Annotated in this window: 24 protein-coding genes; 14 read left to right on the forward strand and 10 right to left on the reverse strand. The window is 54.3% G+C overall.

Translation table 11 applies throughout. The features are described 5' to 3' along the window. The first annotated feature begins 96 nt into the window (after window positions 1-96). From JYB63_RS01400 to JYB63_RS01410, 3 genes are read left to right on the forward strand one after another with little or no spacing between them, the layout of a single operon-like run. On the forward strand, window positions 97-702 hold the full coding sequence (locus tag JYB63_RS01400; protein ID WP_205655955.1) for a cytochrome b/b6 domain-containing protein: 606 nt from the start codon (window positions 97-99) through the stop codon (window positions 700-702). A 35-nt stretch (window positions 703-737) separates the two neighbouring features. Further along, window positions 738-1133 carry a DUF1924 domain-containing protein gene (locus tag JYB63_RS01405; protein ID WP_205655956.1) on the forward strand — a complete coding sequence of 132 codons (396 nt, stop codon included), beginning with the start codon at window positions 738-740 and terminating at the stop codon, window positions 1131-1133. A gap of 3 nt (window positions 1134-1136) precedes the next feature. Continuing rightward, entirely contained in the window at window positions 1137-1679 is a 543-nt protein-coding gene (locus JYB63_RS01410; protein ID WP_205655957.1) for a hypothetical protein, read from the forward strand. Between the two features lie 54 nt (window positions 1680-1733). Here JYB63_RS01410 and JYB63_RS01415 read toward each other — a convergent pair whose 3' ends face one another. Continuing rightward, window positions 1734-2330 (reverse strand): short chain dehydrogenase, encoded by a 597-nt coding sequence (locus tag JYB63_RS01415; protein ID WP_205655958.1) that lies wholly within the window; start codon window positions 2328-2330, stop codon window positions 1734-1736. 124 nt (window positions 2331-2454) lie between these two features. On the opposite strand from JYB63_RS01415, the gene JYB63_RS01420 reads away from it, so the two are divergent. Beyond that, window positions 2455-3357 carry a LysR family transcriptional regulator gene (locus JYB63_RS01420; RefSeq protein ID WP_336510833.1) on the forward strand — a complete coding sequence of 301 codons (903 nt, stop codon included), beginning with the start codon at window positions 2455-2457 and terminating at the stop codon, window positions 3355-3357. 3 nt (window positions 3358-3360) lie between these two features. Here the strand turns inward: JYB63_RS01420 and JYB63_RS01425 are convergent, their stop codons facing one another. Beyond that, a complete protein-coding gene (locus JYB63_RS01425) occupies window positions 3361-4179 on the reverse strand; it encodes a helix-turn-helix domain-containing protein (RefSeq protein WP_205655959.1) in 819 nt (272 codons plus the stop codon). Between the two features lie 190 nt (window positions 4180-4369). Here JYB63_RS01425 and JYB63_RS01430 point away from each other — a divergent pair, with 190 nt between their 5' ends. The 8 genes from JYB63_RS01430 to JYB63_RS01465 all read left to right on the forward strand — a co-directional run bounded on the left by JYB63_RS01430 (window position 4370) and on the right by JYB63_RS01465 (window position 13473). Continuing rightward, a complete protein-coding gene (locus JYB63_RS01430; RefSeq protein ID WP_205655960.1) occupies window positions 4370-5743 on the forward strand; it encodes a glutamine synthetase family protein in 1374 nt (457 codons plus the stop codon). Continuing rightward, window positions 5743-7032 carry an NAD(P)/FAD-dependent oxidoreductase gene (locus JYB63_RS01435; RefSeq protein WP_205655961.1) on the forward strand — a complete coding sequence of 430 codons (1290 nt, stop codon included), beginning with the start codon at window positions 5743-5745 and terminating at the stop codon, window positions 7030-7032. Before JYB63_RS01430 ends, JYB63_RS01435 begins: the two co-directional genes overlap by 1 nt. A gap of 144 nt (window positions 7033-7176) precedes the next feature. After that, window positions 7177-7914 carry a DNA/RNA non-specific endonuclease gene (locus tag JYB63_RS01440; RefSeq protein WP_205655962.1) on the forward strand — a complete coding sequence of 246 codons (738 nt, stop codon included), beginning with the start codon at window positions 7177-7179 and terminating at the stop codon, window positions 7912-7914. A gap of 187 nt (window positions 7915-8101) precedes the next feature. After that, entirely contained in the window at window positions 8102-9061 is a 960-nt protein-coding gene (locus tag JYB63_RS01445; RefSeq protein WP_205655963.1) for a tripartite tricarboxylate transporter substrate binding protein, read from the forward strand. Beyond that, the gene (locus tag JYB63_RS01450; protein ID WP_205655964.1) at window positions 9061-9609 is read left to right on the forward strand and encodes a tripartite tricarboxylate transporter TctB family protein; all 549 of its coding nucleotides are present in this window, start codon (window positions 9061-9063) and stop codon (window positions 9607-9609) included. The genes JYB63_RS01445 and JYB63_RS01450 overlap by 1 nt, the downstream gene beginning before the upstream one ends. 24 nt (window positions 9610-9633) lie before the next feature. Beyond that, window positions 9634-11151, forward strand: coding sequence for a tripartite tricarboxylate transporter permease (locus JYB63_RS01455; RefSeq protein WP_205655965.1), 1518 nt, complete (start codon window positions 9634-9636; stop codon window positions 11149-11151). A 142-nt stretch (window positions 11152-11293) separates the two neighbouring features. Beyond that, the gene (locus JYB63_RS01460) at window positions 11294-12730 is read left to right on the forward strand and encodes a sulfatase family protein (RefSeq protein WP_205655966.1); all 1437 of its coding nucleotides are present in this window, start codon (window positions 11294-11296) and stop codon (window positions 12728-12730) included. Next, window positions 12727-13473: a sulfite exporter TauE/SafE family protein gene (locus tag JYB63_RS01465; protein ID WP_205655967.1), complete on the forward strand. Its 747-nt coding sequence runs from the start codon at window positions 12727-12729 to the stop codon at window positions 13471-13473. The genes JYB63_RS01460 and JYB63_RS01465 overlap by 4 nt, the downstream gene beginning before the upstream one ends. Before the next feature lie 164 nt (window positions 13474-13637). On the opposite strand, the gene JYB63_RS01470 is transcribed toward JYB63_RS01465, so the two are convergent. The 7 genes from JYB63_RS01470 to JYB63_RS01500 form a co-directional block, all read right to left on the reverse strand. Next, a complete protein-coding gene (locus tag JYB63_RS01470) occupies window positions 13638-14051 on the reverse strand; it encodes an aconitase X swivel domain-containing protein (protein ID WP_205655968.1) in 414 nt (137 codons plus the stop codon). A 10-nt stretch (window positions 14052-14061) separates the two neighbouring features. Further along, window positions 14062-15312 (reverse strand): aconitase X, encoded by a 1251-nt coding sequence (locus tag JYB63_RS01475; RefSeq protein ID WP_205655969.1) that lies wholly within the window; start codon window positions 15310-15312, stop codon window positions 14062-14064. Window positions 15313-15351: 39 nt separating this feature from the next. Continuing rightward, a complete protein-coding gene (locus JYB63_RS01480) occupies window positions 15352-16251 on the reverse strand; it encodes an amidohydrolase family protein (RefSeq protein WP_205655970.1) in 900 nt (299 codons plus the stop codon). 264 nt (window positions 16252-16515) lie between these two features. Further along, window positions 16516-17724 carry a 3-oxoadipyl-CoA thiolase gene (pcaF, locus tag JYB63_RS01485; protein WP_205655971.1) on the reverse strand — a complete coding sequence of 403 codons (1209 nt, stop codon included), beginning with the start codon at window positions 17722-17724 and terminating at the stop codon, window positions 16516-16518. An 11-nt stretch (window positions 17725-17735) separates the two neighbouring features. After that, complete coding sequence (locus JYB63_RS01490; protein ID WP_205655972.1) at window positions 17736-18917, reverse strand: CaiB/BaiF CoA transferase family protein; 1182 nt, start codon at window positions 18915-18917, stop codon at window positions 17736-17738. Between the two features lie 3 nt (window positions 18918-18920). Next, window positions 18921-20141 (reverse strand): acyl-CoA dehydrogenase family protein, encoded by a 1221-nt coding sequence (locus JYB63_RS01495; RefSeq protein WP_205655973.1) that lies wholly within the window; start codon window positions 20139-20141, stop codon window positions 18921-18923. Between the two features lie 23 nt (window positions 20142-20164). Then, on the reverse strand, window positions 20165-21706 hold the full coding sequence (locus tag JYB63_RS01500; RefSeq protein ID WP_205655974.1) for a class I adenylate-forming enzyme family protein: 1542 nt from the start codon (window positions 21704-21706) through the stop codon (window positions 20165-20167). 281 nt (window positions 21707-21987) lie between these two features. On the opposite strand from JYB63_RS01500, the gene JYB63_RS01505 reads away from it, so the two are divergent. Further along, window positions 21988-24090 carry a 3-hydroxyacyl-CoA dehydrogenase NAD-binding domain-containing protein gene (locus tag JYB63_RS01505; RefSeq protein ID WP_205655975.1) on the forward strand — a complete coding sequence of 701 codons (2103 nt, stop codon included), beginning with the start codon at window positions 21988-21990 and terminating at the stop codon, window positions 24088-24090. Window positions 24091-24108: 18 nt separating this feature from the next. Here JYB63_RS01505 and JYB63_RS01510 read toward each other — a convergent pair whose 3' ends face one another. Beyond that, entirely contained in the window at window positions 24109-25083 is a 975-nt protein-coding gene (locus tag JYB63_RS01510) for a LysR family transcriptional regulator (protein WP_205655976.1), read from the reverse strand. A gap of 142 nt (window positions 25084-25225) precedes the next feature. Between JYB63_RS01510 and JYB63_RS01515 the strand changes: the two genes are divergently transcribed. Beyond that, window positions 25226-25828, forward strand: a complete 603-nt coding sequence (locus tag JYB63_RS01515) for a hypothetical protein (protein WP_205655977.1) — start codon at window positions 25226-25228, stop codon at window positions 25826-25828. The last annotated feature ends 62 nt before the right edge of the window (window positions 25829-25890 follow it).

Genomic DNA, 25890 nt, shown 5'->3' on the forward strand with positions numbered 1-25890 from the left:
TTCATCCATAAGCTTTTCGAAAATTAATTTTTCTTAAGATTGCCTTAAGTATTCAAATTTAGTCTGGCATCAGATCGAATTTACAGGGCAATTCTGATGCAGAACCTTTCCAAATCTTATTACCAAACCCAGGCGGCTGAGCCTGCGGGGCAGATTAAAGTCTGGGATCCGCTGGTACGTATTTTTCACTGGTCGCTGGTGGTTTTGTTTTTCACGGCGTATATCTCCGAAGATGATCTGCAAACCGTGCATTTCTATGCCGGCTACGGGGTCGCATTTTTGATTACCTTTCGTCTTTTATGGGGGCTGATCGGCAGCCGCTATGCACGCTTCAGCAACTTTGTGACCTCTTACGCTGAGTTAAAAGCCTATCTGAAAAGCCTGTTGTCCCTGCGGGTAAAACACTATACCGGCCACAATCCTGCCGGTGGTTGGATGGTTGTACTGCTGTTAGTGACGCTGACTTTACTGAGCGTCTCCGGTTTGCTGCTGGCGGCTGCAGAAGGTGAAGGCCCGCTGGCGAGCTGGTATGTGGCAGGGCACTGGCTGATGTCGGAGTCTGTCATGGAACCGCTCCATGAGTTTGCCGCTAACTTTATGATTTCACTGATCGTTATTCACATCGCCGGTGTTCTGTTCAGCTCTGTCCTGCATAAGGAAAACCTGATCCGGGCGATGATTACCGGCAACAAAAAACACTGATTATTCAAACGAATCTGGAACACGTGGTGACCGTTATGATGACTGCAAACCGTTTAAGCCTGACCTTTGGTTGTATTGGTATTCTGTTGTTGAGCAGCAGTGTTTTCGCTGCCCCGGCCGATGATCTGCTGAGCAAATATAAGGGCCAGGGGGTTAATACCGTCAGTGCTGAAGCGGGAAAGGCGCTGTGGTTTAACAAATTTGCCGGTCGCAGCTGTACGGATTGCCATGGGGAAAGCCTCACAGAAGCTGGCCAGCATAACCGTACTGCTAAGCCAATTGCGCCAATGGCACCTTCAGTGAACGCGTTGCGGTTAACGGATGAGAAAAAGATCGAAAAGTGGTTTCTGCGTAACTGTAAATCAACCCTGAAGCGGGCGTGCAGCCTGCAGGAAAAAGCCGATGTACTGGCCTGGTTAAAGGAGCAATAAAATATGCGTACAGTACTGTTCCGAACCGGCTGGCTGGCGGCCAGTGGCCTTTTACTTTGCGGTGTGTATTTTGGTGTCAGTGCGCTGGCATCTGTGGCCACGGCATCTGATAAAAGCGCAATGGTTATGAAAGGACCGGTTCCGCCGGGGTACGAAAGGGCCTGTGGGGACTGTCATATGGCCTATCCTCCGGTGTTGCTGCCCGCCAGAAGCTGGGAAAAACTGATGGCCGGTCTGGAAAATCATTTTGATGACAATGCTGAACTGTTACCGGATGAACACGCGAAAGTACTTAAATATCTGATCAGCAATGCTGGCTTCGAAGGGCAGGGGTTATTACAGGATATGCAGGGCAAAGCGCCGTTGCGCATTACACATTTACCTGAATTCAGATACGAGCATGATGAACTGTCTGCAGCGATGACCACTGAAAATTCGGGTGTGATTAGCATGAGTAACTGCGATGCCTGTCATCAGGATACGGCACTGGCCCGGTTTGAAGAGGACATGATTAACATTCCCGGCTTTGGTTCCTGGGAGGACTGAAGACTCTGCACTGGCAGAGGCCCGCAGCAGCTGGCTGCTGCGGGCGCTTATCTGTCAGAGGTAATCCCGTACATCCAGAGTTTCCCCGTGGTGGCCGGTCAGCGCTGCAATGTAGCCGCTGGCCGTGTCCGCCGCACTGATGCCGGTGCTGCTGTCCATGCCCATCATTTCCATGGTTTCCTTCACGAAGGCAGGAGCGACAACATTGAGGTTAATACGGGTTTCTTCCAGCGCGGCTGCCAGAACAAAGCTTTGCAGCGCACCGTTGGCCATGGCAATGCTGGCACTGCCTGGCATAGGTTCTTTGGCAAGAATCCCTGAGGTCAGCGTGACTGAGCCGCCATCGTTGATGAACTCGCTGCCCAGGCGAATCAGGTTAATCTGGCCCATCAGTTTATTATTAAGTGCTAACTGGTAATCGCTGTCCTGCAGTTGTGTCAGCGGTGCGAAATTAGCCAGGCCGGCGGTGGAAATGACTGCGTCGACAGGACCTGTGGTTGCAAACATTTCACGGATGCTGGCCGGATTGCCCAGATCGACCTGAATATCGCCGCCACTGTAGGCCGCCCGGATCACCTGATGCTCTGCTGAAAGCTTGTCTGCAAGTGCTTTGCCGATAGTACCTGTCGCGCCAATGATAAGAATTTTCATGTGTCTTTCTCCGTTAAAAATCTGAATATTGATCGGTTGATTGTTATGCTAGTGTTGTGCGTTAATCAGAAAAACAGTGTGTTTGTGAAAAGATATTTCTCTAAATCAGAATAATGGTGCTGAAGTGGATCTGTTAAAGGCAATGCATACCTTCCGGACGGTGGTTGAACAGGAAAGCTTTTCGGCGGCTGCCAGGAAACTTAATGTGGTTACTTCGGCGGTCAGCCGGCAGATTAATGACCTGGAAGCACATTTTGGTTGCCGGTTATTACAGCGGACAACCCGTTCCATGACCTTAACGGAAGAAGGCCGGGAATATCTGGCGGGTTTCAGTGAGATCCTCGACCGGCTGGCATCATTGCAGGACGATATGAGCGAGCGGCAGCAAGTCGTGGCGGGAGAGTTACGGATCACTTCCCCGATGCATTCACTGTGTTTTGGCTTACAGCCGCTGATCAGCCGTTATATCCGTGAATATCCGCAGGTGAAAGTCTCCTGGACGATCATGAACCGTTTTGTCAATTTAGTGGAAGAGGGCATCGATCTGGCTATCCGGGTAGGGGATCTGCCGGATTCCGGACTGGTCGCCCGGCGAATCGGAACCATGGCTGTTTATTGCGTGGCAAATCCGGATTATCTGGTAAAACACGGTGTGCCTGAGCATCCGAAGCAACTGGCGGATCATCACTGTATTCTCGATGCATCTATCCGCCAGCCGGGCCGTTGGCGCTTTCAGGTGGATAACACAACCCGTTATTTCAGTGTCCGTCCGGTGCTTGAGGTGAACGGCGGAGAGCCGGCAGCAGAGTTTGCCGCAGACGGGCTGGGCATCGCGCTGTTACCGGACTTCCTTGTACGCAAGTATCTGGATAGCGGACGGCTGGTCAGAATACTGGATGACTATCTGATGCCGCCGTCTCCGGTGTCGGTTGTTTACCCGGCGAACCGGGTGATGAAGGCAAGCCAGCGGGCCATGATTGATTTTCTGGTGGCCAATCCGCTTTCGGAAACGCCGGAAACATCTTGAAGCTCAGAAACGGGGCGTAAACAGCTGTTCAGTGTCAGTCATATCATTACCGATGCCCTGCTCCACAAAGGTCGGCAGCGATTCCTGCTGACGGTCCACCACGCCACATTTTGCCAGTGCCTGTCGCAGGTCCGGTGTTTTACCAAGGTACTCCCAGACGGTACGGATACAGCTGATTTGCTGACTTCCCTCTGCAGAGAAGCCGACCAGCAGGCCGGGTAAATAACGTGGCTCACTGTGCTCGGAGGGGTACAGAAATGTAGCGTTCAGGCTACGCCCCTGACCCTGTTCCCGCTCGTAGATAGCGATACGGTTACAGCCTTCCATAATGATCCCGGAGTATTTAAGGGTGGCCGGCAGCATAAAAAGTTTATCCATTTGCCGTTCCACGGTTTTCACCAGCCATTTGCCATCTTCCTGATAGATTCTCGACAGCGAGCGGATGCAGTGCCCCTTTACCGGGTCCGGAATGATGTAGGCGTGATAATACCCTTCGTGTCGCTCAAAGAAGCCCGCTGTGGTGTGTTCGCTGGTTGTGAGGTCTTCAACAATGCGCTGAAAACGGTTTTTGCGCTGATTAAACCGGGGAGGCCTTAAACGGATAATTTCCCGGAAACTGTCGGCGCTGAGCAGAATTTCATGTTCTTCTACACCGAAAAAATCACAAATTTTTCTCAGACTCGCCAGCGAAGGTTCGGAATGCCCGTTAAGGTATTTACTGAATTGCTGCCGGTTAATGCCTGCCCGGCGGCAGATGTCGGATATGGAGTGGCCGTAGCTGCACAGCAGGCGGATATTTTCAGACAGCGCTGACAGAGGCATAACAGGTCATCCTGTAAATTAACTGTATTTATATCGTATTTATGCCAGTTTATGCTCTTAGCGTTCAGTTAGCATCAGTTATTTGCTGCTTAACCCATATCAAATTCGAATGATGCTTCATATCATAGATACATCTGCCGGTACTTATTAAAGCAGCCGGCGCTGATAACCAATATTCGGGAAGTGTTCTATGTCTGCTGATTCATCTGCAAAACCTTCGTATAGCGCTGAGCTGGACTGGCTGGCCGCCAATCCGGAAATTAAACATATCACCGCCGGGGTAACTGATCTTAACGGTGTGCTCAGGGGGAAGCGGTTGCCGGTATCGCAGGCCGGTAAAATTCTCAGTGGCAGCTTGCGTATGCCGCCGTCCAGCCTGTCCAGTGATATCTGGGGGGGCGATATCGAAGATAATCAGTATGCGGATCTGACCGGCGATGGCGACGGCATTTGCCAGTACACCGGCCGTGGAGTGTTACCGGTGAACTGGACCGCGGCTCCCCATGCATTTATCCCTTTGTGGATGACCGATGAACAGGGAGAACCGTTTCCCGGTGATCCCCGTGGCGCACTGGCTGCGGTGCAGAAAGCCTATGCTGATCTGGGACTGACCCCGGTGGTTGCCACCGAACTGGAGTTTTACCTGTACAGCCTTGAAGACGGCCAGCCGGTGGCACCGTATTCGCCGGACGGGCAGCGCCAGTTTGATACCAGCGGGCTGCTTTCCATCGATGAAATGGATCAGATGGAAGTGCTGTTTAATAAAATATATGAAGCCTGTGAAGCACAGGATATACCGGCGGATGCGGCCATTTCCGAAGGCGGGGCGGGGCAGTACGAAATTAACCTTAACCACCTGGCAGACCCGCTGAAAGCAGCGGATAACACCGTCCTGTTCAAGCGTATTATCAAAGGGGTGGCCCGCCAGCTGGGCTATGGCGCAACCTTTATGGCGAAGCCTTACGGTGACCGGGCCGGTAACAGTATGCATGTACATTTCAGTGTGCTGGATGCTGACGGCAATAATATTTTTAACGACGGCACGGAAAAGGGCAGCGACAGCCTGTTGCATGCCGTCGGTGGTTTACTGGAAGCCCTGCCACAGCTGACCCTGATTTTTGCACCCCATTACAACTCTTACCGCCGGTTGCGGCCCCATTCACTGGCCCCGACCAGCGTGACCTGGGGCTATGAAAACCGTACCGCTGCCATCCGTATTCCCGGTGGCCCAGCAGTTGCCCGCCGGATTGAACAGCGGGCTGCCGGTGCGGATGCTAATCCTTATCTGGTACTGGCTGCACACTTGGGTGCTGCGCTGGAAGGCATGCAGCAAAAGCTCGATCCGGGTGCGCCGGTGGAAGGGTGGAACTATGAAGCAGAGGCACCGAAAATTCCAACGGAATGGGCCAATGCGATTGATCTGTTTGAGCAGGGCACCATGGCACAGAAGGTATTCCATCCGGCGTTGCACAAGCAGTTTATCAGCCTGAAGCGGCATGAGCTGGTGGCCTTTAAGCAGCGGGTATCGGAATTTGAATATGCCAGCTATCTGGAGGACGTGTGATGACACCGGCATCCGGCGGATATCCTCACAGTTACTATGCAGACAGCGTTGACCTGCCACCCCGGCGGGCTGCGCTGGAAGGGAGTCAGGAAGCGGATATCTGTATTGTCGGTGCCGGTTTCAGCGGGCTTGCTGCCGGGCTGTTTCTCCGGGAACGGGGTTATCGGGTCATCCTGCTTGAGGGCGAGCGGGTTGGCTGGGGCGCATCCGGCCGTAACGGTGGTCAGCTGATTAATGGTTTCAACGGTGGCATTGATTTTCTGCATGACTACTTTTCTGACTGCGGCACTTCAGTGGCAGAGCTGCACCTGGCCGGAGGGGATATTCTCAGAGAGGTAACAGAGCGTCACCGGATCGACTGTGATTACCGACCCGGTCATGTGACGGTGGCCTACACCCAAAAACACATGCAGGGGCTGGCTGAAGAAGCAAAGCTGTGTCAGCGGCATGACATCCCCGGCTATCAGCTGCTGGATAAAGACCAGCTGCAGGAATATGTGGGCTCCGGCGTGTATGCCGGTGGTTTACTGGATGGCCGTGGCGGACACTTACATCCGCTGAAGCTGGCGCTGGGTGAGGCCCGGGTGCTGGAGCAACTGGGCGGACAGATCTTTGAACACTCACCGGTTACAGGGATTGAAGAGAAGGGGGATCGTCAGGTGGTGAAGACCGCCAAGGGACAGGTGATCGCCCGTCAGGTGATCCTTTGTGGCAATGCCTATTTGGGAGAATTGTCCAAACCGCTGGCGAAGCGGGTCATGCCTGCCGCCACTCAGGTGATGGCCACCGAGCCGCTACCGGAAGCCCTGGCAAAGCAGCTGTTGCCGGCGGATATGTGCATCGCAGATTGCCGGTACATTCTGGACTATTACCGCCTCTCTGCTGACCGGCGGCTGTTATTCGGCGGCGGCACTGTATATGGCGGTGTGGCCCCGGATGACATTATCGGTAAACTGCGGCCCAACATGCTGAAAGTGTTCCCGCAACTGGCAGATGTCAAAATCGATTATGCCTGGAGCGGCAACATTGCCATTACCAATAACCGCCATGCTCAGTTGGGTAAGCTGCGGCACAATCTGTATTTTGCCCACGGTTATTGCGGTCATGGTGTCAATGTCACCCATCTGTTCGGCAAACTACTGGCGGATGCCATTGATGGTGATACTGAACTGTTTGATATTTTTGCCGGTGTGCCTTGGTCGGGTTTCCCCGGCGGTCAGCGCTTTCGGGTACCTTACTCGGTAGCCGGTTCCTGGTGGTACGGCCTGCGGGACCGGATCGGAGTTTAAGTTTTCCGGTGGCTGATCACAGCTGCTGAGTTTGCAACCAGGGAGAGTGCTCCTCCCCGGGTGGCTTATTTCTCTTACAGGGCCTTGAATTTATTTGATGTAGCACGGATTATTCGTGGCGATGATCAATCAGGAAAGATCGCTATGAAAACCTCCGTATTTGTTTCTGTCCTTATGTTCAGCAGCCTGGCATCTGCTGAAATTCTTTCGGTTCACTGTCCTGTGGGCTGTCCGGAAAGCCCCGCCGGCAATGATATGCTGTTCGGCCATTTATACGCCTTATCGAATAATCCCGACACCAAGTTTGCCGACTGGGTTGCCTATGAAGTGGATGTGGTGAACTTTGGTACCTCGCCGGGCCGGGAATGGGCCACTGATCCTCTGCTGGATGAAAACGAGACCCTGGAAGCCAAAGACTACACCGGAGCCCGTAACAGTGATCTGGAAGCAGACCGGGGCCATCAGGCACCGCTGGCGTCCTTTGCCGGTTCCCGTTACTGGCCGGAGCTGAACTATTTCAGCAATATCACCCCGCAGGATAAACACCTCAATCAGGGGCCGTGGAAGGCGCTGGAAGATGCGGTGCGTGCCGGGGTCAGCTATGGCAACTCTTTATATGTGATGACCGGCCCACTGTATGATCAGAACATGCCGGCCCTGCCAAAAGCCGATGAACCCCATCAGGTGCCCTCCGGCTATTTCAAGCTGGTGTATAACCTGAAAGGGGAGTCCGCAGGTTTCATTATGCAGCAGAGTGCCGGCCGTAAAGATGACTTCTGTGCCAGTGCAGTCAGTTTTACAAAAATTCAGGCGCAAACGCCATTTGAACTGCCAGCCCTTAAAGATTCAGCGGTGATTGCCAAACGGCTGGGATGCCAGTAAAGCCGCTGCTTGTGTCTGTTCAGTATATGATTTTTCCTGGAATTTTTTAGATATATAAAAAAACGATAGTTTTGATATTTATATAGTATTTCATTAGTTCTCTTCCGCTTTGCTATGGTTATCCGTATCGGGTGTTAAAGTTATCTCAGAACGCTCGGGATATCAGAACAATAAGAGAGGACCCATTATGAAATTTCGTTCCCGGATTGCTTCACTGGTTGCAGGTACTGCCCTGGCACTGTCTGCAACGGCTACCACAGCCGTTGCGGCTGATTTTCCAGACCGTCCGATCAACCTGATCGTGGGCTATAAAGCCGGCGGTGGTGTGGATACCTATGCCCGTGCGCTGGCAAAAGTTGCCCCGCAGTACCTGAATGACCAGCCGGTCGTGGTGGTGAATAAGCCCGGTGGCGGTGGCCTGATTGGCGGTCGTTTCGTGGCAGATCAGCCACCAACCGGTTATTCCCTGTACCTTTCATCTGCCGGTTCCATGGTGTTGCGTAATCTGGCCAAGCGTCAGGTGGTGTCCAGTCAGGACTTTAAACAGGTCGCCACCATCGGTGAGCTGACGGCAGGTGTGTTCGTGCCGGCCAGTTCCGAAATTAAGACCCTGGATGAACTGATTGCCAAACTGCAAAGCAGCGATACTAAATTACGCTGGGGCCACACCGGCCGGGGTAATGTCTGGCATGTGGCCGGTGTAGGGCTGCTGGATAAAAATGGCCTGAAAGCCAAAGATGTACCCTTTAAAGGGGGTTCCGGGGTACGTTCTGCGGTAATTAGCGGTCAGGTGGATTTTGCCGTGATCGGTGCCCATCTGGGCCGTGGTTTTGAAAAGGATATCCGTCAGTTGGCGGTATTGTCTGATAGCCGTCATCCGGCGGTACCGGAAATCCCGACTGCAGCTGAGCTGAATGTTGAATACACCAAGGTATCCAGCCCGATTGTGGTGATGGCACCAAAGCGGGTCAGTGATGCGACTGTCGGTAAACTGTCTGAGGCGATTACTGCCATTGCCAAAGATGCCAGGTTCGCTGAAGTACTGTCCAATGCCGGTTTGCCGACTGTCAGCCTGGATGCGTCTGAAAGTCAGGACCTGATCGATAATGCCCGGGCTAACTGGAAGCCTTTGCTGGGTGCTAAGTAATGAGTACTCAACCAGACATGCAAACTGAAGCTCAGGCTTCGTCGCAGTCCGGTGCCGGCGCGTCCCCCCGGGGACGCGCAGACCTTGTTACCGGTCTGGTGATTATGGCGCTGGCGGCGTTCTTCTTTAATGAAACCTTTGCCATTCCTTTTGACCCTGAAGAAGGGGATATCAGCCCGCGTTTTTTCCCGCAGAGTATCTGTCTGATGCTTGGCTTGCTGGGAGGCATTCTGGCCTTTCAGGGCGGCCGGGGGATCACCGCACCGGATGATAACTGCAGCTTTGATATGCAGGACTTTCTGTTCAAAGTGCTGCCGTTGTCGGTGCTGAGCTTTGTTTACGTCTGGCTGTTTCAGGGTTTCGGTTACATTCTGGCGACCATCGTGACGCTGGCAATCGCCTGTTATCTGTTTGGTGTGCGCGGCTTGCGTCTGCTGATTTTGCCACCGGTGGTGTCGGTAATCTTTTATTACCTGTTCTTCGGTCTTATGGGGGTGTTCGAGCCTCCGGCAGAGATCTTTGATCTGCTGGCCATATTCAGATCGTAAATGAACAGTGTGAGGGTATAAAAGATGGAATTAATTAACGGTTTTATAACCATTTTCTCCCAGCCTGTAACGATGCTGTTCATCGTCTGCGGTGCGTTTCTCGGGGTCGTTGTCGGCGCAGTGCCTGGCCTGACGGCGTCTGCTGCAATCGCCATGCTGGTTCCGATTACCTACTACATTGATCCGCTGTCAGCGCTGGCGTTTCTCTATGTGATCGGTAAAGCCGGCCGTTTTGGCGGATCTATTTCTGCGATTCTGTTTAACACGCCGGGTACAACGGCAGCTGCTGCGACGGTACTGGACGGCCACCCGATGACCCGCAAAGGTCAGGCGGGTAAGGCGCTGAAAACTGCTTCGCTGGCATCAGCCATTGGTGATTTCACCGGTGAAATCCTGCTGATCTGCGGGGCGCTGTTCATTGCCACCTATACCCGTCAGCTCGGGCCGCCGGAATATTTCGCCATTTATGTCTGTGCATTTCTGATTATCGGCAGTGTGATTTCCAGCTCTGTGCTGAAGGGCATTATTTCCACACTGCTTGGAGGTTTGCTGGCGATGGTAGGGCTTGACCCGATCACCTCGGAACCCCGTTTTGATCTGGGTATGATTGAGCTGTACAACGGTTTGTCGCTGGTGCCGTTACTGATTGGTCTGTTCGTGATTTCTGAGGTATTTACTCAGGCTGCACGGGGGCTGGATCAGGGGCACCATGACACCATTAAGGCGAAAAAACCGGAAGATGACCAGTTATCGTTCGCCGAGGTAAAACGTTGCTTGCCGTTTATCGGTAAAGGCTCAGTCATTGGTTCTGTCGTCGGTCTGTTACCGGGCGTCGGTTCTGCTGTCGCCTGCTTTGTGGCCTACGGTGAAGGTCGCCGTAAGGCACATAATGCCGAGCAGTGGGGCACCGGGGTAGTGGAAGGTATTGCAGCACCGGAAGCGGCGAATAACGCAGTATCTGGCCCGAGTATGATTCCGCTGCTGGCCTTAGGCGTGCCGGGCAGTACCATTGCTGCAATGTTGCTGGGGGTCTTTATGATTCACGGTATTCAGGTGGGGCCACAGATCTTTGAAACATCCGGCGACATTGTGTACGGGCTGTTTGCCTCCGGTCTGATCGGCATTGCCCTGTACTTTGTCATTGGCTGGTATGGCTCTGCTTTTATTGGCCGGGTGATCGATAAGATTCCTGCCAACCTGATTTATCCGTCCATCATGGCGGTGGCCTGTATTTCTGCCTATACCGCCCGTTCCAGCCTGTTTGATGTGGGGCTGGCCTGTCTGTTTGGACTGGTGGGTTACCTGATGAAAGTGATGAACCTCAGTGCGGCGGCCACGGTTATTGCCTTTGTGCTTGCTCCTGGAGCAGAACAGGCGCTGCGCCAGTCACTGCTGCTGACCGATGATGGCTTTGGCATCTTCCTGGACCGTCCGGTGGCGTTGGTGTTCTTTGCCATTCCTGTGCTGGCCATTGGTATGCGGCTTTACAATCGCCGACGGCAGGCGAAAGCCGCCGGGGTGCAGGTGCCGGATACCGCCTGACTCGGTACCTTTCTGCCCCGGTTCATTCCGGGGCTTACCTTTCTGTCTTCTTTCAAATCTCAGTAAACGGCGCCGGCTGAACGGCTGCTGCGGTCGTTTACGTCCTCAGTAAGTGCCTTTTATACAGGGCAAGGTGAGTGTTATGTCTAAGAAAAATATTCTGGTGATAATGTCCGATGAGCACAGCAATAAGTTGCTCAGTTGTTATGGACACCCTCTGGCGAAAACCCCTCATCTGGATGCACTGGCTGCCCGTGGTTGCCGCTTCAGTTCTGCGTACAGTAATTCGCCGATTTGTCTGCCTGCCCGGGCCGCTTTTGCCACCGGTAAACATGTTCATGAGACCCGCTACTGGGATAACGCCCACCCTTATGAAGGCGCTGTCGACAGCTGGGGGCATGTTATCCGCCGTGAAGGTGTTCGCTCGGCATCGGTTGGCAAGTTGCATTACCGCAATGAAACCGATGACGTGGGGTTTGATGAACAGATCCTGCCAATGCATGTGGTTGGCGGGCAGGGGGATGTTTTAGGGTCCGTCAGGGATGAGCTGCCCCGGCGGATGCGCTGTAAATCACTGGCGGATAATATTGGTCCGGGTGAAAGTACCTACACCGAATATGACCGGAACATTACCCGGCTGAGTTGTAACTGGCTGCAGGAAAATGCCACAGACGGCCCATGGGTACTGTATGTGGGGCTGGTGGCACCGCATTTTCCTCTGATTGCTCCGCAGCAGTTTTACGACCTGTATGCGGATCTGGATATAGCGTTACCGAAAATGTATGCCGACGATGACCGACCGGATCATCAGTGGCTGCAGCAGTGGCGCAATTGCTGGATTCACAATGAGTTCTTCACTGAAGATAAAGTGAAAATTGCCCTGAAAAGCTATCTGGGCCTGTGTTCTTTCATGGATGACAATGTCGGTCAGATTTTACAGGCACTGGAAGCCACCGGTGTGGCTGCTGATACGCAAATCATTTATACCTCGGATCACGGTGATAACTTAGGGGCGCGAGGCTTGTGGGGCAAGTCGACCTTCTTTGAAGAAGCGGTGGCCATTCCAACGATTATCGCCGGTGAAGGCGTCGCGCCGGGAACCGTTTGCGATACCCCGGTAGCACTGACCGATGTCGCCGCGACCATCGTGAAAGAAGCGGGTGCGGATATACCTGATGGCTGGGCCGGGGAGTCGTTATGGGATATTGCGGCTGCGGACTATGATCCGCAACGGACTGTGTTTGGTGAATACCATGCGGCCGGTGCCATCAGTGGTGCCTTTATGCTGCGCAAGGGGCGTTATAAGTACATCTACTATGTAGGCTTTGAGCCTCAGCTGTTTGATTTGCAGGTAGATCCTGAAGAGCTGACAGATGTTGCCGGTATGGCTGAACATCAGCCGTTACTGGCGGAGTTTGAGGCTGAACTGCGCAAGATCTGTGATCCTGAAGCGGTGGACCGGTTGGCGAAAAGCGACCAGAAGAAACTGGTGGATGCCAACGGTGGTCGCGAGGAAGTGGTTGCCAAAGGGGGCTTTGGCGCAACGCCGGCACCGGGTACCCAGGCAGAATACAGTTGATCAGTTCACTGTTAGCGGGTCAGCAGGAGTGGTTTATTCTGCTGTATCCGCTGGTGAGTCTGTTTGCCGCACTGGCCTCTGCGCTGGTGGGTTTTGGCGGCGGCATCATTATGCTGGTGCTGTTGTCACCTTTCACCGAGCTCAAAGTGCTGGTTGCCCTCGTTGCGATGGTACAGCTGGCATCATTGGTTTTCCGTTTTTACATTTACCGGCAGGGGATCGATTACCGGCTCACGGGGTTATATCTGCTGGGGTCTTTTCCCGGTATTGTCTTGGCTGCCTGGTTATTTGAGGCGGTGAACAGTCAGCAACTGGGCATTGTCCTGGGGATTTATCTGATGTATTCCGCCTGGCGGCCGGACGGTCTTCCTTTGGCGAATTCACGTCTGGGCATTCCTTTAAGTGCTTCAGTGATGGCATTTGTCTCTTTCTTCGTGGGAGCGCCAGGGCCTGCCATTGCCAGCCTGATGTCCCAGTTAAATCTGGCCAAAATTGCCTTTCTTGGCACGCTTTCCGCCTGTCTGCTCGGGCAGACGCTCATGCGTCTGGGGGCTTTTTTTTCCGTCGGTGTTCAGCTTGAAAACTGGCTGGTGATTTCCGGCCTGATGGTCATGACCAGTCTGGCCGGGAGTCTGGCGGGCCAGCGCCTGGTCACCTATCTGGATACCGAAACCGTGTTCAGACTGGTACGTATTCTGATGTTGCTCGCCGGGCTGAATTTGCTGTACAGGAATCTTTGGTAAATCAAAGGACGGTGCCTCCGGGAAACCCGTCGATAATTTCCCGGAGGCACCTGTTGGCTGGCATGATGAGGTGTCGATTGTCTGATGGCTGTGCGAAGTAGAAGTGCAGCATGATAAGCGTGCTGCCACGTTTCGCCGTAACAGGCCTGCAATCGGCCGGGCGGTCAGCCCGGCACTGTCAGTTGGCCGGTTACCGGGTCGAGAGTAACCCTGCAACCGGAGTTCAGCTGACGGGTAATATCCTCATTAAAGCCATCCAATAAGGGAATGCCGGCGAACGCTGCTGCCTGCACCATAACGGGACCTGCATTGTTAAAAACCAGCGCCGCCGGCGCGGTGCCCCGGCGTGTCATTTCGTTCAGCAGCCAGGAGGTGGCAACGCCGCCCTTCGCGCGGTCGGCGATCAGAATGCAGCCCTTTACACTGGTGCCCGGTTCCGCAATGCCGGGGCGAAGAAATTCACCGGTGGTGATATCCAGGTCGTACCGGGCGGAAAATGCTGACTGCAAAACCAGTGCGGGACCGCTGACAGGCTGTCCTAATCCGGTTTTAGTGCTCTGAATGCTGAAGTTAGACATAATTTCTCTCTTATTTTTGTGTCAGTGGCTGGTCAACAACCCGGCCGGCAATGGCTGACGCGATACAGGTATCCAGTGATGCTGCACTGGCCTGATAGCCTGCCCCGTTAAGGATGTTGCCCAGCTTGGGGGACGGGGTGAGGGCGGTTTTCCAGCCGTTATTTTTGCGCATCGGTTCGGAACCGGACTGGAAGAAGTCGATTCCGTCCAGTAAACGGCACCCGGATGCCCGAAGTTCCGAAGTTACTCCCAGTGAGGTGGCGCAATCCAGGCTGCCCTTGTCAGTGAAGGCAAGAAAGGTGACATCCGGGTGTATCAGCTTGTTTGCAAGCTTCTCATGCAGTTCCAGTACTTCGCTCCAGCACATTTGCGGTGCGCCGGTAACCACCAGGTCAAGTGGCTGCTCTGCAATGTTATCGGGGGTGAGAATCTGTAACAGATCTGCCCGGCTGATCTGATCTTCCGGAAGTTGTAAGTCGTGATACAGATGGGCTTCCGGGGTTACACCGGCGATATGGAACAGGCCCACTGCGCCGTAGCTGGCCATGGCTGCGCCCAGGTGGCTTAGCGCCAGTGCCCCCGGATGAGCACTGATGCCTGAGATCAGTGGGATGTCATCTATATTTTTCAGCATACCGCCGATCACAGCCCCCAGGGCGCCCCATTCGGTCAGGGTTTGCGGCGCATCAGTAAGATGAAAACGGCGTTTTGGCCGACGCATCCCGGGTAAGTGCAGCCCCCAGCAGGGCACGAATCCGGTCAGGGCTGCGGCCAGCCCCGCAGGGCCGGCTTCAAAGTTAGTACGGGCACCCAGTGCTGAATTTGCATAAATCGCCGAAGGGGTTGAGCCCATGGCGATGGATTCCCCAAAACAGGGAGCCGGCACGGAGTGATGGTTAATATGGTTGTAATCCATATGACAGCCCAGCCGGGCAATGGCATTCAGGCGGCGCTGATCCAGCGCCATAAACCAGTCTGGCAGGCCGTATTGTTGCAGCTCACTGGCGGTATGACGGCTTTCCAGATAGAAGTTGGCCAATGGCTGGCGTTCGGCCGCCGGTGCTTCGGCCAGTTCTTCCAGAAAGCGGATACCGGCTTCCCCCATGGCGTCGGTGTCGGCCATAAAGAATGCATAGCGGATTGGCGTCAGGGATTCGGCACTCAGCACCCGGCCGGTGTCCAGTTGGAATTGCATGGCCCAGGCACGGCTTGCGCCCATCTCACCTTTGAGCATGCGCTCCTGATAAGCGTTTAACTGCATAGTGTTTCCTTCTTATTCTTCACGTGGCTTGGGCGGCTGTTACGCAGGAAAGTCATAGAGCCTGGCCGGGTTATCGGCCAGGATTTTCTGCCGCAGGTGTGCGTCCGGTGCCCAGTCGGGCAGCATGTTCAGCAGCGCGCCGTCTTCGGGCATCGGAATATCAAAATGTGGGTGGGGCCAGTCACTGCCGTATACCACCTGATCCGGGTTGGCGGCGATGATTGTCCGGGCAAAAGCAGTGACATCGCTGTAGGGGGCTTCCTGTTGCCCGGTAAAACGGTAACTGCCGGACAGTTTCGCCCAGGATTTGCCTTCGCTTATCAGGCGCAGCATGGCCTGAAACCCCGGCTGGTTAATACCTTGCTGAACCGGCATGTGCCCCATGTGATCGAATACGGTTGGCACCGGTAAATCCGTCAGCGCACTGTACAGATCGGCGAACTGGCTGACATCAATCAGCAGTTGCAGGTGCCAGCCCAGTTCAGCCAGCTTGGCTGCCAGGCTTTTCAGGTTGCTGATCTGCATATTGTTGATTTGGGCGCTGCTGCGGAACAGTAAGTTGACCCGTGCGCCCCGGGCACCGGCAGCATGCATAGCACGCAGTTCAGTCATGCTGATGTCTTCACCGACGACAACAACCGCACGGAAGTTGTCACCGCCGTCGGCAACGGCATTCAGGGTGACTGAGTTATCTGTGCCGTAAACGCTTGGCTGAACAATCACACCGCGGCTAAAACCAAGTGTACTGAGCAGGTGCCGGTATGCTCCCAGGCTGGCCGGAGGCGGCGTATAGCTGCGGTCAGATACCAGCGATGCTTCACGGGCCTGGGTGAAAACATGGGCATGGCAGTCACAGGCGTGCGCCGGCATGGTAAACCCGGTGTTGGTAATATCTGTTCTTGCCGGGGCACACAGGGGAATGGTTTCGGTGACAGGCATAGTGATTGCTCTCGTTATATGACACGTACTTTGGCAATCAAAAAAAACGGCAGTCAGCATCTGTCAGGGCAAGGTTGGAATCTGTTCATGACAGGAGGCTCATGGGCTGACTGCCGGATAAGTAATGATTGACCTGTTCAGAGTAGCAAGCAGTTTTGTGATTAGAAAATACTATATAAATATACGCATTATCGTATTTTTATATTGCATGATTGCAGTTGGAGTCTGCCCGGCACTGGCCGTGCCGGGAAAGTCTGCCGGGGTTTAAACCCGTTCAATGATGATGGCGATACCCTGGCCGACGCCGATGCACATGCTGCACAGCGCGTAACGACCGCCGGTTGCTTCCAGCTGGTGGAGGGCGGTGAGTACCAGCCGGGCACCGCTGGCCCCCAGTGGATGGCCCAGTGCGATTGCACCGCCATTGGGGTTAACCCGCGGATCATCGTCTGACAGGCCCAGCCCGCGAAGGCAGGCCAGCCCCTGAGCGGCAAAGGCTTCGTTCAGTTCGATCACATCCATCTGTTCAAGAGTCAGGCCGGTTCTGTTCAGCAGTTTGCTGATTGCCGGTACCGGGCCATAGCCCATGATGCGTGGTTGCAGGCCGGCGGTGGCCATGCCAACGATCCGTGCCCGGCATTCAAGACCGTGCTGTTCGGCTGCAGTTTTGCTGGCAATCAGCAGGGCAGCAGCACCGTCGTTGACGCCGGATGCGTTGCCGGCTGTGACACTGCCACCCTCACGGAAGGGGGCACGAAGCTTGGCCAGATTTTCCAGCCGGGTATCCGGGCGTGGATGTTCATCCTGACAGACAACCACCGGATCCCCTTTTCGCCGGGGAATTTCCACCGGCACGATTTCCCGCTCAAAGCGGCCGGCTTCCAGTGCCGCAGCGGTTTTTTGCTGACTGCGCAGGGCAAACAGATCCTGATCTTCCCGGCTGATGTTATAGGCTTCAGCGACGTTTTCGGCGGTTTCCGGCATGCTGTCTACGCCAAACTCAGCCTGCATTTTCGGGTTGATAAACCGCCAGCCAATGGTGGTGTCCTGCAGACCGTTGGGTTCACGGGAGAAGGCGGTTTCTGCTTTACCCATAACGAACGGTGCCCGGGACATGGATTCACAGCCACCGGCAATCAGCAGGTCTGTTTCGCCGGACTTGATGGCCCGGGCAGCAATGCCGATGGCATCAATGCCGGAGCCGCACAGGCGGTTGACAGTATTGCCCGGTACGTCACAGGGCAGGCCCGCCAGCAGGGCGGACATTCGTGCGACATTACGGTTGTCTTCTCCGGCCTGATTGGCGTTACCGTAAATAACATCGTCCAGTTGCTGCCAGTCTACCTGAGGGTTACGCTGCATCAGCGCCCGCAGGGGAATGGCTCCCAGATCATCCGCCCGGACGCTGGCCAGGCTGCCGGCATAGCGACCAAAGGGAGTACGGATACCGTCGCAGATATAGGCTTCAGTCATGGTGTTACTCCTCAGATGATGTCCCGGTTACGCAGCGTTGTGATCGCTTCGTTGCTCATGCCCAGCCCGCCGAGTATTTCGTCGGTATGTTCACCTTTATCCGGCGGTGGCAGGCGCAGATCATCCAGCCCGGCGGAGAATTTCACCGGATAGCGGACCTGAAAGCTTTCCGGCTGATCGTCATTGCCCGGTAGGGTGTGCATCAGATCCCGGGCCCTGATGTGCGGGTCTTCAAAGAAGCGCATATCGCGAAGTACCGGTGCCCATGGCAGGTCGGTCGGGCCGAACAGGGCATCCCATTGGTCCAGAGTCTTGCTGGCGAAGACTTCTGCCAGCAGATCATTCACTTCCTGCTTACGCTGATTGCGCAGTTTAGTGGTGGCGTATTTTTCTTCGCTCAGTTGCGGGAATTCACCGGACAGCATCTCAGCCATCTGTTTCCAGAACTTGTTCTCGAACAGGCCGATTGCCAGGTGTTCGCCGTCGGCGGTGGCGAAGATGTCATTGTCCGGCATGACGAAAGGCATGCGGTCCGGGTCGCTGTCGCATACTTCGTGTGCCACCCGCAGCAGTGGTGCAGACCATGCAGTCATGGCATCCAGAATGGCAACATCCAGATACTGACCAACTTTAGATTGTTTGGCGCTGGCAATGGCAACGCTCAGCGACAGCGCGGCATACATTGAACCGGCGTAGTCACTCAGACGCACCTTCGGGCGGGCGATTTTGTCGTTCACCTGTGAAGGCACACCAAAGTAGCCGGACAGGGCCAGAAAATCGATATCGTGACCGGCACGGTTCGCGTACGGACCAGTCTGGCCGTAACCGCTCAGGGAGCAGTACACCAGCGCCGGGTTGATGGCTTTTACGTCTTCGTAAGAGAAGCCCAGACGCTCCATAGCTCCGGGGCGGAAGCTTTCCACCAGACAGTCAGCACTGGCCAGCAGTTCGCGGAGAATCTGCTTACCTTCTTCGGTTTTCAGGTTTACCGTCAGGGATTTCTTATTGCGGTTCAGGCGGGCAAACATGTCTTTGCCCAGTACCCGGCCAGTATCACCTTCTTTCGGTTCTTCAATCTTGATGACTTCAGCGCCAAGATCCGCCAGTAGCTGAGTGGTCATCGGACCCGGCAGCAGGCGGGACATATCGATGATGCGTACATCATTCAGAAACGACCAGTTGTTAGCAGTCATTGATCAGGCCTCCCCGGCAGTGTTATTGGCGTTTTCGGTTTTCCAGATTTTATTGATGCCCTTAGCGATGGTGTTGCGCTGCACTTCACTGGAACCGGTTAATACCCGGAACATACGCAGACGGCGAAATACCCATTCCACAGGATCACCCTGAGTCATGCCTACGGAGCCGTGAATCTGGATGGATTTATCAGCAATCTGGAACGCGTTTTCGCCAACGAAAACCTTACACATGGAGGCTTCGTTGCGGATGTCTTCGCCCCGGTCAGCTTTGGCCGCGGCGGATTCGATTATGCTCTGGCAGGCGAACAGGCTGGTTTTCATGTCTGCCAGCATGTGCTGGATCGCCTGAAAACGGGCAATCGGGCCGCCGAACTGTTCCCGGCGGTTGGCGTAATCCACCGCCCGTTCAAAGGCGAACCTGGCGTGGCCAAGCATTGTCGGGCACTGCAGCAGGCGGTTGATGTTGATCCGTCCCATGCCCAGTTTAAAGCCGTTACCCAGGCCGCCGAGAATGTTGCGGGCCGGTACGCGAACGTCTTTCAGGTAGATGTCGTTATCAATGTGCTGGCCGGACATCGGCAGGTAATCCCCGGCGATTTCGTAGCCTTCGGAAGCGGCATCCACCAGAAATGCGGTGACGCCGTCGGTACCGGCTTCAGGATCAGTCACGGCCATCACGATGGCGTAATCTGCCGTACGGGAGGCAGTAATAAAACGCTTGTGGCCGTTCAGTACGTAGTCGTCGCCATCTTTTACCGCAGAGGTCTGAATGCGGGTGGCATCAGAGCCTGCCTGGGGTTCTGTGAGTGCAAAGCAACCGGCACGCTCACCGCGGGCGGTGGGCAGGAAGTATTCTTCCAGCTGGCCTTCGGTGGCCTGACCGAGGATATAGCCTATGCGCATCGGCCCGCCGTTTTCACCCAGTACACAGCCATACAGCGCAGCGTTGGAGTAGGTGGCATCGGTTTTCAGGATGCACAGCTGGCTGATGGACAGACCCAGCCCACCGTATTCTTTCGGCAGGTTACAGCCGTAGATGCCCAGTTCGTAAGAACGGCGCCAGATGCTTTCCAGCAGTTCGCGGGAGAAACAGGTTTCGTGCGTCAGGCCCTGTTCTTGCTCCAGCGGGATCAGCTCATCGTAAATGAAGTGATGAATTTTCTCTCGCAGGGCAGCGAATTCTTCCGCTGGCAGGCCTGCATTTTGTTGATTCAGTTGCATAATAAATTACCTCTCAGCCAGGTTTAAACCTGACGGTCCTGACCGGCCCAGTATGGATCGCGGACAGCTTTACGCTGGATCTTGCCGCTGTTGTTCTTTGGCAGTTCAGCGACGAAATCTACGGAATGCGGGCGCTTGAACTTGCCCAGTTCTTTACCGCACTGTTCGACTAATTCTTCCTGGGTTGCCTGCTGGTTATCTTTCAGGACGACGACTGCCTTGATGGCTTCGCCCATATCGGCGTCTGGTACACCGACAACACAGGCTTCGAAGACGGCAGGATGGTGATAGAGGGCGTTTTCCACTTCATTCGGGTAGATGTTGAAACCGCCGGAAACGATCATTTCTTTCTTACGGTCCACGATGAACAGGTAGCCTTCGTCGTCGGCATACGCGATATCGCCGGTGTGGTAGTAGCCGTCGATTAATACGGCTTCGGTCAGATCCGGGGCATTCCAGTAGCCCTGCATGATGTCCTGACCGCGAACCACCAGTTCGCCATGCTCGCCAACAGGCAGTTCATTGCCCTGTTCATCGACCACCTTAACTTCAGTATCGAACAGTGGGCGGCCGCAGGATTGCAGCAGCGCTGGCTTATCACCAACCGCGCGGGCATGGTCCGTTTCGGTGAGCATCGTCACGGAAGAACACATTTCACCGCCGCCGTAAGCCTGGTTCATGATCGGGCCGAAGAACTCAATGGCTTCGCGCAGACGGGCCGGAGAGATTGGTGCGGCCCCGTAACGGATCATCTTCAGGGTGCTGATGTCGTAGTTGTGGCGGTTTTCTGCAGTCACAATGCGGTTGATCATGGTGGGCACCAGATAGGTCTGGGTAGCCTTCTCGTCCTGTACGGTTTGCAGGAAATTATCAGCATCAAAGCGGGGCAGAATGATGCTGGTGTGACCCAGCGACATCAGCGGCAACAGGGACATGCCGGATACGTGAGTGATCGGGCCAACATGTACGCATATTTCGTGGTTATCAGCCGTCAGCTTGTTACGGAAAATCAGTTTGCGCAGCATGGTCTGGCGGTTACCCACTGAGTGAACCGCGGCTTTCAGCACCCCGGAAGAACCGGACGTATAGTGGTGCACAGCGATATCAGAAGGATCCATATCCGGCAGTTTCAGATCAGCGCTGGCGTTAAACAGTGCCTGTTCGTAGCTGTTGTCGTCGCCCATGACCAGAATGTGCTCTACGTATTCCGATTCGCTCAGGGCCTGCCTGGCTGCTGCTTCATGCTCCGGGTCAACGATGATGACTTTTGCGAAAGAGTCGTTGCTGACGTGAACCGCTTCCTGAGCGGATAAGCGGGCATTCATCGGTACACGTACAAAGCCGCCTTTCAGCAGGGCGACTTCCACTTCAGCAATTTCACTGCGGTTCCAGGCAAATACTGCAACCCGTTCACCTTGCTTCACACCCAGATCAGACAGGGCGTTCACCAGACGGTCAGTGCGCTCGTCCAGCTGGCGGAAGGTTACTGTGGTACGCGGGTCTTTTAGCGCAATGCGGTCGCCCCAGAAACGGGCGCTGCGGCTGACTAAGCTGCCTAGATTCATGACAAGTGTCTCCATGATGTTGCGGTTTACCGCAGGCCCGGCAATACAAAGCACAGACAGCGGCGTGTTGTATGACAGGCTAATAGAGAAGCTTGTATAAGAAAAATATTGAATATGTCTGTGTGATATAGGATTTAAATATATCTTCAGTGATGTTTCAGGAATTTATGAAGGTATATGTAATAGTGATAGCGGGAAGATGGAAATAGTATTTTTTGCAACCTGATCTGCTTTGCTACTCTGCCGGTAATCACGATTCAAAGTGTTAAGAAGAGGTTTATATGTCTGAAGTGACGGCAGCAGTAAATGTACAGGTAACAGCCGGGATAGCGCTGGTCAGTGTCTGCAATCCACCGGTTAATGCAATTTCCCAACGGGTACGTGCTGGCTTGCTGGCGGCTGTCAGAACAATAGAAACCGATGACAGTATTACTGCTGCAGTGATTTACTGCCCGGGCAGAACCTTTATGGCCGGTGCTGATGTACGTGAATTCGGTAAACCGGCACTGGACCCGTCATTACCGGAAGTGACCGCTGCAATCGCGGCGTGTAGTAAGCCTGTCATCGCAGCTATCCACGGCCAGGCGCTGGGCGGCGGGCTGGAAATTGCGCTGGCCTGCAGCCATCGGCTGGCGGTGGCTGGCGCTAAATTAGGTTTACCGGAAGTGAAGCTGGGCCTGATTCCCGGTGCTGGCGGCACTCAGCGGTTGCCGGAAGTTGTCGGGTTAAATAAAGCGATTGAGATGATTACGTCCGGTAAGCCGGTGACTGCTGAAACAGCGCTGGAACTGGGGCTGATCGACAGTGTTCTGGAAACCGATGGCAGCGACAGTGATGCACTGGCGGCACAGGCGGCAGCGTATGTACGTTACATCAGTGATGCTGCAAATACACTGCAGAAAGAACGTTTTACCCCGGAGCAGCTGGCAGCGGAATGTACAGAGGAACTGATTGCCGGCTGGCAGGCTAAACTGAGCATGGGCAGTGCCGGCAAGCCGGCACCGTTAGCGGCCTTGCATGCCATTCAGACCGGTGTGCAACAGGGCATTGCTGCAGGCCTTAAAGCAGAGCGGTCAGCCTTTCTTGAATTACGTGAATCCAGCCAGGCAAAAGCTTTACAGCATCTGTTCTTCGCCGAAAAACAGGCGGCTAAGCTCAGTGAAAAGCCAACCGGTCCGGTGACCGAAATCCGCACGGTTGCAGTTGTGGGGGCCGGTACCATGGGTAGCGGCATCGCACTGGCATTCGCCGGTGCGGGGGTAAATGTACTGTTACTGGAAAACTCGGAAGACGCCCTGCAGCGTGGCCTGAGCAGCATTGCTGCCAGCGTTGATAAGGCGGTGGGCCGCGGCATCTTTACCCCGGCGAAAGCAGAGACAATTCTGGCGGCCATCCAGCCAATGCGGGATAAGTCTGAACTGCAAAGCGTGGATATGCTGATCGAAGCGGTCTTCGAAGATATGCAGGTGAAGCAGAAGCTGTTCGCCGGGTATCAGCAGCATTGCCGTGACAATGTTATCTGGGCAACGAACACCTCGTATCTGGATATCAATGAAATCGCGACGGCGGTTGAGCGTCCTGAAAATCTGCTGGGCGTACATTTCTTCAGCCCGGCGAATATCATGCCGCTGGTAGAAGTTGTTGACGCTGATAAAACCTCAACAGAAACCCTGTCGACAGTGATGAACCTGCTGAAGAAAATGCGCAAGATCAGCGTGATCAGCGGTGTTTGCCACGGCTTTATCGGTAACCGGATGTATCAGGCCTATCAGCGTGAAGCTGGCTTGCTGCTGATGAACGGTGCAACACCACGTCAGATCGACAAAGCCCTGACTGATTTTGGTATGGCGATGGGGCCGTTTGCGGTCGTCGATATGTCCGGTATCGATATCGGTTACATGATGCGTCAGTCGCTGGCGGAAGGTGCTTATGAAAAGCATGCTTTTCTGGTTCATGACCGCTTAGTGGAAACCGGACGTAAGGGCCGTAAGACCGGTGCCGGTTTCTATAACTACGACGATGGCGGCCATTTACAGGATGATCCTGCTGTACTGGAACTGATTGAACAGATCGCAGCTGAGCAGGGCGCTGAGCGCCGGGAAATCAGCGATGCAGAAATTATCGATCGCTGTATTCTGGCGTTGATGAACGAAGCCGGACACATCCTGGATGAAGGCATTGCCCGCAGTGCAGCGGATGTGGATGTGGTCTTCGTTAATGGTTATGGCTTTCCACGGGCTAAAGGTGGCCCGATGTTTTATGCCCAGAGCCGCGGTTTGTCCGCTTGTGCAAAGAAAGTAGCTGAATTTGCCAGCACTCAGGGGCCGCGCTGGTGGCGGCCCTCACAGGCACTGGCTGCAGCGGCCGAAGCCGGGCGCTGGTAAACCGTTCAGTACTGTTCTTCAGCTGACCGGCTGGTGTTCCTCGGAAGGGTCGGTCAGCTTATCACCAAGAATGATGCCCTCATCGTAGAGGGTATCAATTTCTGCTTTCAGTAAGTCTTTCACGATGGTGGATGCAGTGTTCAGCGGGTAATTTTTTGACCAGGCAATAAAGATGGTTCGGCGGATATCCGGCTGAATGATCGGCCGGGCAATAATCTCCCCCTGTTTCCACATATGATGGATAGACGGCCAGGGCATTACGGAACCCGCAACGCCGTAACGGGTATAACTGCGGATCAGGGAAGAGGACTCGGTTTCCAGCTTTATATTCAGCGGCAGTTTCTTCTTCGCAGAAATCTCTTCGAGAATCGACCGTACCGCATGCTGTTTCTGACTCAGTGCCAGTGGTGTTTTGGATATTTCCCGGAAGCTGATCGGCTGCATATCGAGCTGATCCTTCATCGCAGCATCAACCGCTTTTGTGACAAAAAACAGTGGCTCCTGGTAGAGCTGGAAGCTGTGCAGTTGTCTGGGCGGGGTGTCACTGGCACTGGCAATCAGCCCCAGATCCGCCCGGCCACTTTCAACCAGGGTGTAACTTTTCAGGCTACGGGCTTCAATGATCCGAAGCTGAATCTGGGGATACAGCTCACCGATCCGCATCACCATCCGGGGCGCCAGATAACCGGACAACATCGGCGGCAGCACCAGTGCCACATCTCCTTTGGGCGTATTCGCCTCAAGCCGCACATCATCTTTAGCATGTTTTAACTGGGCAGAAATCTTGCGGGCATGCATCAGTAGCACTTCACCGGCACTGGTCGGCGTCACCCCACGGGGTGTCCGGATCAGCAAATGGGTGCCCAGCTCATCTTCAAGATTGGCAATATGCTGGCTCAGCGCCGGCTGGGCAATCCGCAAAACCTTGGCCGCTTTTAAAAAACTGCCCTGTTCAACAATGGCGATGAAGTAGGTGAGCTGACGCAGATTCATGGCGACTTCCAAGTTATATGTAATTGTGATGATGGTAGATCAGGACTTTGAATAAACTATAACACCTGTCTGCTGAAAACCCTATCCGGAAGTTCTTCAGGTCAATGCTTAACAAAGGAATTTTCAGGTCTACACTTAAGGGATGGATGATTTACATGACTGGAAGATGGATAAAGAAAAGGAACAGGCAATCGCCGCTTCGATGAAAGAAGCCAGAGAAAAGGCCAGAGGCTATGCCGATTTTTTCGGCTGGGCAATTGACAGAGATTGTGAAGAGCTGGGGGTTGTTTACAGCCTGAATGAATCACTGGAAATGTCTGGCGGTCTGGCTTTTGCGGATATTCAGTCCAGAGGCCGGGGCAATGATCCGCCTGATTGTGAAGCGGTTGTATCCGGACAGCGGGTTGCTATAGAAATTACCGAGTTAGTCAGCGGTGATGCAATACGCGCTTATAAAGCAGGCCTGACGTATAAATGGGCCCGGTGGAGTAAAACCAGTTTTCAGGCTGCCGTGTCTGAACTGATCGCCAGGAAGAATTCAAGATTTCCTGCGTTACAGGGAGCCCCTTATACCGGCGGCTATGTACTGGTAATTTTTACCGATGAGCCCTTGTTAGACCGGAATACCGTTGCGGATTATTTACAGGATTTTGAGCTCCGGGACAGCGATAATCTGACCGATATCTATTTTCTTATTTCCTATGATACTGAACTGGAACGGTGCCCGTTTTTCAAACTTAAATAGTTGTCCGGGTTAAACCGGGTAGGCCTCACTTGCTGATTCTTGCGATTTGGCAGGCTGGCTCA

Origin of the sequence: Aliamphritea spongicola (assembly GCF_017051665.1) — a bacterium.
Classification (GTDB): Bacteria; Pseudomonadota; Gammaproteobacteria; order Pseudomonadales; family Balneatricaceae; genus Amphritea; species Amphritea spongicola.

What these genes read in the sequence shown, in the direction of transcription:
- JYB63_RS01495 (WP_205655973.1), bottom strand. Translation starts at nt 20,141, where the DNA reads ATGCAACTGAATCAACAAAATGCAGGCCTGCCAGCGGAAGAATTCGCT.
- JYB63_RS01480 (WP_205655970.1), bottom strand. Translation starts at nt 16,251, where the DNA reads ATGCCTGTCACCGAAACCATTCCCCTGTGTGCCCCGGCAAGAACAGAT.
- JYB63_RS01430 (WP_205655960.1), top strand. Translation starts at nt 4,370, where the DNA reads ATGTCTGCTGATTCATCTGCAAAACCTTCGTATAGCGCTGAGCTGGAC.
- JYB63_RS01440 (WP_205655962.1), top strand. Translation starts at nt 7,177, where the DNA reads ATGAAAACCTCCGTATTTGTTTCTGTCCTTATGTTCAGCAGCCTGGCA.
- JYB63_RS01400 (WP_205655955.1), top strand. Translation starts at nt 97, where the DNA reads ATGCAGAACCTTTCCAAATCTTATTACCAAACCCAGGCGGCTGAGCCT.
- JYB63_RS01405 (WP_205655956.1), top strand. Translation starts at nt 738, where the DNA reads ATGATGACTGCAAACCGTTTAAGCCTGACCTTTGGTTGTATTGGTATT.
- JYB63_RS01415 (WP_205655958.1), bottom strand. Translation starts at nt 2,330, where the DNA reads ATGAAAATTCTTATCATTGGCGCGACAGGTACTATCGGCAAAGCACTT.
- JYB63_RS01435 (WP_205655961.1), top strand. Translation starts at nt 5,743, where the DNA reads ATGACACCGGCATCCGGCGGATATCCTCACAGTTACTATGCAGACAGC.
- JYB63_RS01515 (WP_205655977.1), top strand. Translation starts at nt 25,226, where the DNA reads ATGGATGATTTACATGACTGGAAGATGGATAAAGAAAAGGAACAGGCA.
- JYB63_RS01470 (WP_205655968.1), bottom strand. Translation starts at nt 14,051, where the DNA reads ATGTCTAACTTCAGCATTCAGAGCACTAAAACCGGATTAGGACAGCCT.
- JYB63_RS01425 (WP_205655959.1), bottom strand. Translation starts at nt 4,179, where the DNA reads ATGCCTCTGTCAGCGCTGTCTGAAAATATCCGCCTGCTGTGCAGCTAC.
- JYB63_RS01490 (WP_205655972.1), bottom strand. Translation starts at nt 18,917, where the DNA reads ATGACTGCTAACAACTGGTCGTTTCTGAATGATGTACGCATCATCGAT.
- JYB63_RS01460 (WP_205655966.1), top strand. Translation starts at nt 11,294, where the DNA reads ATGTCTAAGAAAAATATTCTGGTGATAATGTCCGATGAGCACAGCAAT.
- pcaF (WP_205655971.1), bottom strand. Translation starts at nt 17,724, where the DNA reads ATGACTGAAGCCTATATCTGCGACGGTATCCGTACTCCCTTTGGTCGC.
- JYB63_RS01510 (WP_205655976.1), bottom strand. Translation starts at nt 25,083, where the DNA reads ATGAATCTGCGTCAGCTCACCTACTTCATCGCCATTGTTGAACAGGGC.
- JYB63_RS01500 (WP_205655974.1), bottom strand. Translation starts at nt 21,706, where the DNA reads ATGAATCTAGGCAGCTTAGTCAGCCGCAGCGCCCGTTTCTGGGGCGAC.
- JYB63_RS01410 (WP_205655957.1), top strand. Translation starts at nt 1,137, where the DNA reads ATGCGTACAGTACTGTTCCGAACCGGCTGGCTGGCGGCCAGTGGCCTT.
- JYB63_RS01450 (WP_205655964.1), top strand. Translation starts at nt 9,061, where the DNA reads ATGAGTACTCAACCAGACATGCAAACTGAAGCTCAGGCTTCGTCGCAG.
- JYB63_RS01475 (WP_205655969.1), bottom strand. Translation starts at nt 15,312, where the DNA reads ATGCAGTTAAACGCTTATCAGGAGCGCATGCTCAAAGGTGAGATGGGC.
- JYB63_RS01455 (WP_205655965.1), top strand. Translation starts at nt 9,634, where the DNA reads ATGGAATTAATTAACGGTTTTATAACCATTTTCTCCCAGCCTGTAACG.
- JYB63_RS01505 (WP_205655975.1), top strand. Translation starts at nt 21,988, where the DNA reads ATGTCTGAAGTGACGGCAGCAGTAAATGTACAGGTAACAGCCGGGATA.
- JYB63_RS01445 (WP_205655963.1), top strand. Translation starts at nt 8,102, where the DNA reads ATGAAATTTCGTTCCCGGATTGCTTCACTGGTTGCAGGTACTGCCCTG.